Genomic DNA, 12,720 nt, shown 5'->3' on the forward strand with positions numbered 1-12,720 from the left:
AACAATAACAAGTTTGCAACCATTAACATGCCAAGTGTTAATGGTTTAAATTACGACTCTGTTTTAGGCCACTAATTCGGCAAAAAACAATCATAATTTAAATCATTTAAGTTAGGTTTTTTTATTCCTTTTCAATCTTTTAATTTAATATTGAATTGCGTTGTATAATTGCGTTGGATAGCCATCTACATTTACATTCCCGCCCCAAAACATTTAAAACCACCAGCACCTTCATCATATAAACAAAGGCATTAGCAATTATTTACTTTCACAGACAAGAGTAAACACTTCCGCCTCACTGATTAAACTCCAGCTATATAAAAAGCTCAAAAAAGTGATCTAAATAGCTCTACTCATGTAAAAAATATGGTTTTTATTTAAAAAAACTCTTAAACGATTAAGAAAAATGTTGATCTTATTTACATTTGATAGTACTTTTAACATTGTAGTAACAATATTGACCATAAAAAACGCACTTAGCGGGACACACATATGAAAACGAGCACATATTTTAAACCAGCGTTATTATCGGCTGCTATTTCTGCAGCTTTGATTTCAGGCCATGCTTTAGCACAAGAATCAGATGCCGCGGCGGAAGATCTTGAAGTTATTTCTGTCAGCGGGATACGCGGATCCTTAATCCGAGCTCAAGCTGTAAAAATGGATAACTCCTCCATTGTTGAAGCAATCTCGGCAGAGGATATTGGTAAATTACCAGACTCATCCATTGCAGAGTCCTTGGCTCGTTTACCAGGTATGTCTGGAGAGCGTGTAGGTGGACGAACATCTGGAATATCAATCCGCGGATTTAAAGAAGATTTCACCGGTACATCATTGAACGGTAGAGAGCTAATTGGCATTGGTGATAACCGCGGTGTTGAATACGATTTATACCCTTCTGAAATAATGACAGGCGCAACAGTTTACAAAACCACTGATGCTTCTTTGATGGTGCAAGGTATAGGCGGTACGGTTGATTTACAAACTGTGCGTCCTTTACAAGCTCAAGAAACACTTACAGTAACTGGCGTATATGAAATTAGTGGTCGCGAATCTGATAATCCAGAATTCGACAACAAAGGTCACCGCTATTCACTATCTTTTGTTGAAAAGTTTGCCGACGATACTATTGGTCTTGCAGTAGCGCTAGCAACAACTGAATCACCAAACAATCAGCGTAAATTTGGTGTGTGGGGATATAACCCGGCAAATGATGATGGCCAAATTTTACCTTCTGGTCTTGATACCAACGTACAAAGTACCGTTTTAGAAAGAGACACAATTTCAGCTGTCTTACAATTTCAACCAACAGACGATCTTGATATTGTAATAGATGCGCTGGATATTAGTTTCTCTGACTCTGGGATTATTCGTGGTTTCGTCGAACCCTTTGAAGCAGCAAATGTAACAGGTACAGGATTCAATTCCACAGGAACACAAGTTAACGCCAACTCTGTTTTAATCAACAACCCTAAACAAAAAGACGGTGATTTGAATGTCTATGGTTTGAACATTAAATATCACGTAAACGACGACTGGTCAGTTGAATTAGATGTTGCTCGAAGCAAGTCAACTAAACGTGATTTACAAGGTGAATCATACTCAGGCTTAGCACGTAACGGTGCCCTTGACGCCTCTGACCCATCTTTGTTCGGTACACGAGAGTTCGTGATGAGCCAAGATGGTATTGATTTCACAAGCACCTCTGGACTTGATGCATTCTCTGACCCTAACGCATTGCAATTAACTGGACCTCAAGCATGGGGTGGCGGTTTGGCTAATTTAGCGGACAACTTTGACGATCATTCTGAACTACAAGCAAACGGACAACCTTTCAGTTATGTTCAAGCTCAAGATGGTTTCTTAAATTATGCGGATTTCAAAGAAGAACTAACCACAGTACGCTTTGAAGTTGTAGGTAATTTAGACGGTGATGTTTTCCACACTCTAACGGCTGGTATCAATTACAGTGATCGTTATAAAGATAAAGACAATAAAGGCTTCTTTGCTACCGCATCGGCTTTCCCTTTTTCAGATTCAATTCCATCTAAATATTTGTATGACGGATTGGCTGATTTAACCTGGGCTGGCTTAGGTATGGTTGTAGCTTACGACGGTTTTGCTCCTTACCAAGACGGCGAATACACATTAAATGATGCTGGTCTACTTGAACCAGATCGCTTAGGTGACACTTATGTTGTCGAAGAAGAAGTTACCACCCTATATGCTAAAGTTGATTTTGAGACTGAGTTAGGTGACTTCCCAGTTAGCGGTAATCTAGGTGTGCAGTACGTTCAAACAGACCAATCATCTTCCGGTTTTAACGGTATCGTAGGTTCTAATTTTGCGGTATGTGATGATAACAATGACCAGCAAATTGATGATAGCTGTCGAGTTTCTGGCGGTGCTGACTATAGTCATGTGCTTCCAAGTGTAAATATTAGTATGGAAGTGGGCGACAACCAGTTCGTTCGACTTGCAGCGAATAAAGCCATTAGTCGCGCTCGTATCGATCAAATGAAAGCCTCTAGTTTTGTGAAGTTTGATCAAAACATCACGCTTATTGCTATCCCTAATACAGTGGAAGCAGTGAATCAGTACGGTTCTCCTTGGTCTAAATTTGCAGGCAACCCAGAACTTCGTCCTTTAGAGTCGAATAACTTTGACGTTTCTTACGAGTACTACTTTGAAGATGAAGGTTATTTATCTGCGGTTTTATTCTATAAAGACTTAGTTAATTTAACCCAAGAAAGTAGTGGTGATAATTCACTTATTAACTTCAGAAATGATGAAACGAATAACGGTGCAGATTACTACATCCCAGGCTTCCATGATCGCCTAGCGTTATTTACAGGGCCACATGAACCTGCTGGTGTTGTGTATAACGAAGGCGACTTAATCACGCCTCCTGATTATGGAACTTACTCATTCTTTGAAGATGGTTTAACAGGTGACGTTCAGGGTCTAGAGCTTACAGCAAATGTGCCTTTTGGCATGTTTAGCGATACCTTAGACGGCTTTGGTGTTGCCGCCTCTGCGATATTCATTGATGCCGAGTTAGATGATGGTTCTCCTCTTGTTGGACAATCAGATTCGACATATTCACTAACAGCATACTATGCAATGGGTGGTTTTGAGGTACGTGTGGCTGGAACTGACCGTGGTGAATACTATACTTATCAACGTGGTGGCTCTAACAAAATCGATACTGTACAACGCAATGGTGTGACTTTGGTGGATGCGCAAATTAGTTATGACTTCTCTGAGTCAGAGCATGACTATTTGCAAGGTCTACGGGTTTCATTGCAAGGTACAAACTTGACTGACGTGGATGACGAGATAGTTGATGCGAACGGCATCGTTACTACACGCCGTCAGTTTGGACCTTCATATATGCTTAACTTCAACTATTCTTTCTACTAAGTAGTTATGCGTTAATATTGATTGATAAAAAGCCTCATAGTTGCAAGACTCATGAGGCTTTTTTACATTTATACTAAACGAAATATTATAAGCTGACGCTTATGAAACAATTTAAAGGATCTTGTCTATGCAAAAGCCGGTTAAAAAAGTCGTTATTGCTGGCGGAGGCACCGCAGGTTGGATGACCGCGGCCTTACTTAAAAAAGTCCTTCAAGATCAGGTTGAGATTGAATTAGTTGAATCAGAAGATATTGGCATTGTAGGAGTTGGTGAAGCAACTATTCCACCGATTCAATTATTTAATCAGTACTTAGGAGTAGATGAGAAGCAATTCCTTCGTGAAACCAAAGCGACAATTAAACTTGCGATTAAATTTGAGAACTGGCGAGTTCCTGGCGAAAGTTACTACCACACCTTTGGTGCGCCTGGTGCAAACATTGGGTTTTGTAGTTTTCAGCATTTTTGGCTGCACGCAAAACAAGCTGGCGCAACGGCATCTTTATGGGATTACGATTTAAATTATTTGAGTTGTGAACGCGGCTTATTTAACAAAATTAATACCCAAAATCCTGTTTACGAAATGCAATATGCCTATCACTTTGATTCTGGGTTATATGGCCGCTTTTTACGAAAATTAGCGGAAAAGTCTGGCGTAAAACGCACAGAAGGGATAATCGAGCATGTAATACAGGATAAAAATAGCGGCTTTATTACTGAGCTACATCTTAAAAATGGGAATAAAATTAGTGGTGATTTATTTATTGATTGCACGGGAATGCGAAAGCTACTAATCGCAAAAACCCTAGGCGTAAAGTACCAAAGTTGGGAGAATCTCCTACCTGCCGACTCAGCTATTGCGGTCCCTAGCGAGCGATTTTCAACCACACTCCCTTACACTCGTAGTATTGCCCACAAAAAAGGGTGGCAGTGGCGTATCCCTCTTACTCATCGCAATGGTAATGGTATTGTTTACAGCTCTAAATATATGTCTGATGACGAAGCTCATCAAACTTTGATGACTAATTTAGATTCCAAACCTTTAGATGAGCCTAGAAAAATCAATTTCGAAACAGGACGCACTGAACAACAATGGCATAAAAATGTGATTGCCATCGGCTTATCTAGTGGTTTTTTAGAGCCGCTTGAGTCAACGAGTATTCATTTGATTCAAGCCGCCATTGTACGTTTATTAAAAATGTTTCCAAATAACGGCATTTCTGAAGCAATGATAAACATGTACAACGCTGAATCGAAACGCGAATTTGAAACCATAGCTGACTTTATTGTTCTCCATTACCATGTAAACGAACGGGATGATTCAGATTTTTGGAAAGATATGCGTAACATGACAATACCCGATAGGTTGAAAGAAAAGATTGCCGCTTTCCAATCTTCGGCAGCCATATTTAATGACAACAACGATATCTTCCGAGATGCTTCATGGTTGCAAGTTATGCTTGGGCAAGGAATTCAACCGCAAGATTACCATCCTGTAGCCAAAAAATACGGCGATAGCGCACTGTTAAATGTGATGCAGAAAGTCTTAGCTGAAAAGCAAAAACCATTATCTAGTTTGCTCCCCCATGACCAATTCATTGCTCAGTTCACAGGTGGGTAAACATGCAGCCTAGTAAAAAAATAGCAATTGTTGGTGGCGGCACTGCTGGATGGTTGGCGGCAAACCTAATGGCCAAACAATGGCACGACAAAAATATTGAAGTTAACGTTATTGAAGCGCCAGATATTGGCACTATAGGTGTGGGAGAAGGCTCTACGCCCACCTTAAAGCGTTTTTTTGAGATAATGGATATACCTGAATCAGAATGGATGCCCGCTTGTCATGCTACTTACAAAGTAAATATTAGGTTCGAACATTGGAGCCCAGAGTCAAACATTGAATCCTATAGCCACCCTTTTATCTCACAATTAGATACCTTTAGTGAACGTCCATTTTATGCCAACTGTTTTGGGCGGCGAATGGGCAATGATGTTTGTACTTCCAGCGATAGGTTTCTTTTCAATGGTTGGCTGGCCAAACATAACTTGAGCCCTGTTACTCCAAACAACTTTCCATTTCAAATTGAATATGGTTATCACTTTGATTCTGCTTGTTTAGGACGATTTTTACAAAAGCATGCCATGAGTTTAGGCGTGCGCCACCATGCGTTGAAAGTACAAAATGTTGAACTACACGCTGATGGCAGTATTGCACGACTGCATACCGATAATGAGCAAATAATTGAGGCTGACTTTTTTGTGGACTGCAGTGGTTTTAGGTCTTTACTGTTGCAAGGAGCATTAGGTGTAAAGTTCAAGGACTTCAGTAACAATCTATTCAATGACTCAGCACTAGTGATAGGCACTAAACCACTTCAAAAGATACCCGTTGAAACCGTATCTACGGCTCTTTCTAATGGTTGGGCTTGGCGTATTCCGTTGAAAAATAGGACAGGCAATGGTTACGTATACAGTTCGCAACATATTTCAAAGGATGATGCCGAAATAGAGTTACGACAACATCTCGGTTTATTAGATTCAGATATTGAAGCTCGCCATTTAAAAATGCGTGTAGGTCAGGTAGCTGAACACTGGAGTAAAAACTGTATCGCCATCGGACTAGCTCAGGGCTTTATTGAACCTTTAGAAGCTACTGCCTTACATTTAACTCAAATATCAGTCGAGATGTTCATTGATAACTTTGAAAAAGGGCATTTTTCAAACCAATTTCAAAATGACTACAATAAAGAAATGAGTGAGCGTTTTGAACGTATACGAGATTATATTGTTGCCCATTACAAATTAAATAGCCGTCAAGACAGCGAGTATTGGCGGGAAAATCGCGACAATATGGCCTTATCTGAGTCGTTATTATTGATCCTTGATACTTGGTACAAGAAAAATGATTTAAGCAAAGAGCTCGTGCGCCAAGGTATAAACCAACATTTTGGAGCCACCTCTTGGCATTGTCTGTTAGCCGGATACGGAGTTTTTCCGAAACTGAATAAGGGAGCCACACAGCAGACTGTGACGCCACCAACAGATTATTTTGAAGAGAATCAAATAGAACAATTGTTTTCAGGTTGTATTCTAAATTTCGCCCCTCAGAAGTAGAAATTTACAACCAGAAAATCAATTGTTAAGAAGCCCCTGCCTCACAACCTACTTGCGAGGTTTAGGGGCAGTGGCTTTATTCACTACTTATTAAACGTCTACGTTCAATAAGTTCTTTTTCGATACGATATAATAGATGTCTATCTATCTTGTAGAACAACATTAATAGACCGCCTAGGGCAAACAAAACAGCTGGCAATAGTGTCGCCATGACTCGGATTCCTTCCATTGTAAAATCCGACACGGTTTGATTTGCCACAAAACCCACATAAGCAAGAATGAAACCGGGTAAAGCTCCGCCCACAGCAGAACCAAACTTTAAAGCGAACATGGATGCTGAAACAGTTAAACCTGAAGTTCGTTTGCCGGTTTCCCACTCTCCATACTCAGCACAATCAGTAAACATGGCAAACAGCAAAGTAATCACCACACCAAACGTAGTGATCCCTAAGAAGTGTAAAAACACCGCTGTCCAGAACATATCAGGGGGAATAAAATAGCTCATCACTAAGAACACGGTATGTAACAAACACATCACTAACACTATCGTATGTTTGTTAAATAATCTCGTTAATGTGGGTGTCCATAAAGAACCCACTATTTGCCCAAAAAGGCCAATTGATGAAAACAATGCGACGCGGTCGAAAATAAGGAAAATGGCTTCTCCATCATCTCCCATATAATATTTCACGTAGAAGATAATTGATGAAAAGCGAGCCACTAAGGCCACTACAAGCAACACACAAGCGATAGCTAAGACAACCCAGGAAGTATTTTTAAACAACACTTTCATATCTTTTCTAGCCGATGAATCGTGTTTAGGTAATTTTATCCTTTCTTTAGTGACGGCAAAGGTGAACCAAAAGAGAGCAATAGACAGCACTGCGAAAACACTAATGGTCAAACGAAACCCAAGTACGTCGTCGCCACCACCCAACAAACTAACCAGTGGGGTTGCGAAGGCGGCAATTAACAGTCCACCAAGACCAGCACAAATAAATCGGTACATGGTCGCCTTAGTTCGCTCTTCTGCTACTGGTGAAATCACAGCTAGCAGAGCTGAATAAGGTACATTCATTGCTGTGAACGCGATCATCACCCCAATGTAAGTAACATAAGCATAAATCAGCTTTCCAGTGTCGGAAAAATCAGGACCAAAAAAGATAGCAAAGCCTAGCAGTCCATAAGGAATAGCCCCCCATAAGAGGTAAGGTCTATACTTCCCCCAACGAGACTCTGTTCTATCGGCGATAAGCCCCATAACAGGATCACTAACTGCGTCAGTGATTTTTGAAATTAATAACATTAGCCCCACTGCTGCAGGAGCAAGGCCGTAAACATCGGTGTAGTAGTAAAGCAAATATAAACCGAAGAACCCCAAATAGAAGTTTGAAGCCATATCTCCGACGCCGTAGCCTATTTTTTCTTTAAAACTTAGGGGCGCTTTGCTTGAATCAGATGACATGATTTCTCCAAACAGGTTCCAAAATAAATGACATTACAGTTAGTCATAACGCTCATATGTTAACGGATATTTTACATCTGCTTAACTTAAACGATTAAGGTAAATAGATCAACAGTAATTTAGCTTTCTGGATTGATTGAAAAGGTATGGTTGTTATGACGGTAAAGTTATAGAAGTTTGGAGCAAACATTAGCAAAGAGTTTAGAGGACATCCATGTAAATTTGGAGTTATAGGACATCCATGTAAATTTTAATCTAAGGTGCCCCACTCATTGGTTGGTATGTTCTCCTTGAGAGGCTAACTTAAAGAACATTTTCTCTGTAAATCAATTAACCTCGTTATGGGGGGATGGCACTTTGTTGTTGGTAAAAATGGCAGGTTGCTTGTCGAGTTAGAGGACATCCATCTGAATAGAGTGGAGTTAGAGGACATCCATGTAAATTTTAACCTAAGGTGCCCCACTCATTGGTTGGTATGTTCTCCTTGAAAGGCTAACTTAAAGAACATTTTCTCTGTAAATCAATTAACTTCGTTATGGGGGAATGGCACTTTGTTGTTGGTAAAAATGACAGATTGCTTGGGCTTTTTGTCAGAGGTCAGCACAAACATTGAGACAATCACAAAAAACGCCACAACCATACCAATCAGTTTATACGCACTAGCAAAACCAATTTCATCGTATAGCACTCCGGTTAGGATAGATAAGCCGCTGGCAGCAAGTTGCGACATAAATTGAAAACCCACAATGTAAATGGTGGCCGATAAACGTGCATCAAAAGTAGCAGAAATATATTTAAATATTGCAATCAACATAATCGGTAGTTCAACCGCATGAAGCAGTTTCATAGCCGAAATAGAATAAGGGTCGTCGGCATATCCTGATCCAATAATGCGGATGGCCATCACTATGCCACTCAATACTAATCCATTCTTAGCACCAATTTTATTCACTAAAAAAGGAGCTAAAAACATACCTCCTGCTTCTAGGAAAACCTGCAATGAATTTAGGTAGCCAAACATTGCGTTACCTTCTGCTTGAGTTGGAAATTGTGCCGCAAAATAGACTGCAAACTGCTGATCATAGACACCATAGATGCACGATACACCAATGACAAATGTACTAAATGCCCAAAATTTGCTGTCTTTAAACAAACTAATTGCGTCACCTAGTTTTAACGCGCTTGCTTGGTTATCATCGTTTATTTGTTTTGAACCGTCTTCATTCACTGTGACGAAAAATAAACAGGTCAAAAACATAACCGCACACAAACTTGCTAGTACAAAATTTAACGACGCCGAAATATTGAATATTTGGCCGGTGAAAAATGTCGCTATCGCCCAGCCTACGGATCCCCACATTCTTGCTTTGCCAAACTCAAAGCCAGTGGTTCGTCCAACCCGATCTATGTAAGTTTCAACAGCTCCAACTCCGGCAAAAAATGCCACCGAGCAAAAGAAACCACCAATAATCGCCCCCAGATAAAGGGAGGCGGTTAACATTGGCGAATAAATATAGATAAAGAATGGTCCGCTAAGCAAGAGCATTGCCCCTACAAACCAAAGTAGTTGTTTACGCAGACCCAATTTATCCTGAATGAATCCATAACAGGGCATAATAAAAAGTGCAGTAATGGCATTTATACTAAATACAATCCCAGTTTCGGCACCGTTCAAACCAATAGCTTGGTTTAACCAAATTGGATAAATAGAAAAGCAAAATGACCAAGTCAAAAAGAAACTTAAGATACATCCGCTTAATAACCAGTAATTACGTTTAGCTAGGTGATCTGACATCATTGACCTATATTATGAGTTTGGGTAACCATGAGAATCTCTGAGTACCAATTCTCCGCTTACTTCTATTTTTTCAGGAGTGCTAACCTGTTGTTTATTAGTGGCTAATTGAGCAGCTTTTTGCCCCATGCTGAAGTACGGCAGGCTTACGGTGGTGAGTTTGGGTAACAAGTTTTCGGCGATTAATTTGTAATTATCGTAACCCACAACTGAGATATCTTCTGGAATGTGAAAACCGAGTTTTCGAATCAACATATATACCCGCATCGCCATTTTATCGTTACCACAACAAATTGCAGTGGGTCGGTCTTGCCGCGATAAAAGGTTACTCAAGACTTCAGGTAGATCTAAAAACTCATCATCGATATCTCTGCAAACCCCGACTCGAATTAAATCGTTATCCATTGTTAATTTTGCATCTTCGTGGGCTTTGCAAAAACCATCTACTCGTAACTGCGTTGCAGGCATATCTTCAAATAGTGTTAAGTAAGCTATTCTTGTATGTTTTTGGGCAATAAGTTGTGCAGTGACTTGATACGCACCTAAATAATCATTAGGTAGAATGGTGGGATAATTCAAACTGCTCTCAAAGCAGTTCACAAGTATCAGTGGACACTTTTTAAAAGAGTGTTTGATTTCAACTTGGCGGCGATAAACCGTCGCAAATATAATAGCCTCAGCCCTTTGTCGTCTAAAGTCATCCACCAATCGGGAAAAGTTTTTTTCACTGCCACCGGACTCACCGATCATTAGCAGCTTTCCTTGCTTTTCACATTCGCTTTGTATGCCCGCAATAATGTCAAAAGAGTCAGGTGTAGTCGTTAGTTTTTCAGTTATTAAACATACGATTCCTTTATCACGGCCTCTCAAAGCTTGAGCTGCTGCTGAAGGATAAAACTCCAGTTCTTGCATTGCAGCTTCCACTTTTTCTTTGGTTCTAGTGCTCACACCTTCGAAGCCACCCAGCACTCGAGAGACTGTTTTAACAGAAACATTTGCTTTTGCTGCAACGTCTTTAATTGATGACATAAAAACCTTGTTAATAATCTGATGGCTAAAGTAGTAATTTGACACTATGCCAACATTAAGTTGACATTTTTTTAAAACTTGCGATCATAATGACCATCGATAGACATTTTAGCAAGTCTTTTTCAAAAATTTTTATAGAGGTGCATATGCAGCAGCTTGATAACCAAAATGTTCAGGGTACAGAGCGTACCTGGAACCCTCATTATCATTTTTTCAAACTGGGGTTTTGGATCAACGATCCCAACGGTTTATTTTATTTAGATGGTAAATATCATCTATTTTTCCAGCTCAATCCTGATGATGTTGTATGGGGAAATATGCATTGGGGTTATGCGACTTCTGAGAACTTGCTTGACTGGCAACATCAACCCATTGCCCTCCACGCCGAGCCAGAAGGTTTAGGTTATATATTCTCTGGTGGGGCAGTGGTGGATACCAACAACACTGCTGGTTTTGCCACTGGAGAGCATCCTGCAGTAATCGCTACATTCACCCATCAGTCAGAAAGTGAAGAACAAGTTCAAAGCATTGCCTACTCGGTAGATGGCGGACAAAATTTCACAAAGTATGCTCACAACCCGGTTATAGCGAACCCTGGCCTAAAAGATTTTAGAGACCCAAAAGTGGTCTGGTATGCCAAAAAACAATATTGGGTAAAGGCTGTAGTTGCTGGCCAATGTGTTTATTTTTATCAGTCTAGCGACCTGAAAAGTTGGCAAAAATTGTCTGAATTTGGACATAACCATGGCGCTCATGGCGGTGTATGGGAGTGTCCAGATCTGTTTCCATTAATTTGCAGTGAAACAGGAGAAGAACGCTGGGTGCTATTAATTAGTATTAATCCAGGCGGCCCTAACGGTGGCTCGGCAACGCAATATTTCATCGGTGATTTCGACGGAATTGAATTTAAACCTCAAGATTCCCCACTTGGAAATAGCCAAATCCATTGGCTGGATTATGGTACGGACTGTTATGCTGGTATTACTTGGGACAATACACCCGATATTTTACAGAGTCGGACATATATTGCGTGGATGAGTAACTGGGATTATGCGCGAGACACGCCAGACAACACATGGCGAGGGGCAATGACTTTGCCGCGTAAAATTAGCTTAGTTAAGAGCGAAGTGGGATATCAACTGGCCACTCCACCAGCAATTGAATTCAATGAGAGAAATTCCATTAGTAGCTCGGAAACTCTTAATCAACAGCCGTTAGTTATACCCGAAGCATATAAGTTGGCCTTTACGCTAAATTCAGATAGTGCTAAAACCGTCCTTCAATGGCAAAGTGCGAGTAAAGAAACCTTTGTTTTGACGATTGATTTTGCTAATAAACTAATTTTGGCAGACAGAACTAAAAGCGGTTTCAATGAAAAAGGATTTGATACAGTTGTGAAGATGCCTATTGAGGTATTAGAGCAACAAAGTGTTGAAATAGAAATCTACGCGGATGCTTGTTCTTTCGAGTTATTTTTCAACGGTAGTCGACAATGTATTACGACGCTAACCTTCCCTACAACGCCATTCAGCCAACTTTCGGTTGCCCTGGACAGTGAAGAAAAGCAGGTTAAGGATGTCAATTTAAGCGCTTATACAGCTGCTAGTAGCACAAAGAGCAGCAAAAAGAGCTAAAAGTAGACAGCCACAAACTAGACCACTACGGTCAAACGAGCTAAAAGTAGACAGCCACAAACTGGACCACTACGGTCAAACTATCAACTACACTCTAGGCATTAAGTTCAACAGGAAGAACTATGCCTTTAGCAAGGAAGCGGCAAATTTGTTTGACGGATACCCCCTACTATCACTGTGTTTCTCGCTGTGTACGCCGAGCTTATTTGTGTGGAGAGGATGAAGTCACCGGAAAGAGTTTTGAGCACCGCCGTCAATGGGTT

Annotated in this window: 7 protein-coding genes and 1 pseudogene; 5 read left to right on the forward strand and 3 right to left on the reverse strand. The window is 40.4% G+C overall.

Features of this window, described 5'->3' with window-relative positions:
* Nucleotides 1-492: 492 nt before the first annotated feature.
* From ABJV04_RS08570 to ABJV04_RS08580, 3 genes are all read left to right on the forward strand, one after another.
* Nucleotides 493-3,423: a TonB-dependent receptor gene (locus ABJV04_RS08570; RefSeq protein WP_348491113.1), complete on the forward strand. Its 2,931-nt coding sequence runs from the start codon at nucleotides 493-495 to the stop codon at nucleotides 3,421-3,423.
* 127 nt (nucleotides 3,424-3,550) lie between these two features.
* The gene (locus ABJV04_RS08575; RefSeq protein WP_348491114.1) at nucleotides 3,551-5,041 is read left to right on the forward strand and encodes a tryptophan halogenase family protein; all 1,491 of its coding nucleotides are present in this window, start codon (nucleotides 3,551-3,553) and stop codon (nucleotides 5,039-5,041) included.
* Nucleotides 5,042-5,043: 2 nt separating this feature from the next.
* Nucleotides 5,044-6,534: a tryptophan halogenase family protein gene (locus ABJV04_RS08580; protein WP_348491115.1), complete on the forward strand. Its 1,491-nt coding sequence runs from the start codon at nucleotides 5,044-5,046 to the stop codon at nucleotides 6,532-6,534.
* Between the two features lie 76 nt (nucleotides 6,535-6,610).
* On the opposite strand, the gene ABJV04_RS08585 is transcribed toward ABJV04_RS08580, so the two are convergent.
* From ABJV04_RS08585 to ABJV04_RS08595, 3 genes are all read right to left on the reverse strand, one after another.
* The gene (locus tag ABJV04_RS08585) at nucleotides 6,611-7,999 is read right to left on the reverse strand and encodes an MFS transporter (protein ID WP_348491116.1); all 1,389 of its coding nucleotides are present in this window, start codon (nucleotides 7,997-7,999) and stop codon (nucleotides 6,611-6,613) included.
* Between the two features lie 520 nt (nucleotides 8,000-8,519).
* The gene (locus ABJV04_RS08590) at nucleotides 8,520-9,794 is read right to left on the reverse strand and encodes an MFS transporter (RefSeq protein WP_348491117.1); all 1,275 of its coding nucleotides are present in this window, start codon (nucleotides 9,792-9,794) and stop codon (nucleotides 8,520-8,522) included.
* Nucleotides 9,795-9,806: 12 nt separating this feature from the next.
* Nucleotides 9,807-10,823: a LacI family DNA-binding transcriptional regulator gene (locus tag ABJV04_RS08595; RefSeq protein WP_348491118.1), complete on the reverse strand. Its 1,017-nt coding sequence runs from the start codon at nucleotides 10,821-10,823 to the stop codon at nucleotides 9,807-9,809.
* A 146-nt stretch (nucleotides 10,824-10,969) separates the two neighbouring features.
* Here ABJV04_RS08595 and ABJV04_RS08600 point away from each other — a divergent pair, with 146 nt between their 5' ends.
* A complete protein-coding gene (locus ABJV04_RS08600; RefSeq protein WP_348491119.1) occupies nucleotides 10,970-12,457 on the forward strand; it encodes a glycoside hydrolase family 32 protein in 1,488 nt (495 codons plus the stop codon).
* Nucleotides 12,458-12,579: 122 nt separating this feature from the next.
* Nucleotides 12,580-12,720: pseudogene (locus ABJV04_RS08605) on the forward strand (transposase); the annotation flags it as partial.

The sequence above is a fragment of the Aliiglaciecola sp. genome (assembly GCF_039982535.1).
Taxonomy (GTDB): domain Bacteria; phylum Pseudomonadota; class Gammaproteobacteria; order Enterobacterales; family Alteromonadaceae; genus Aliiglaciecola.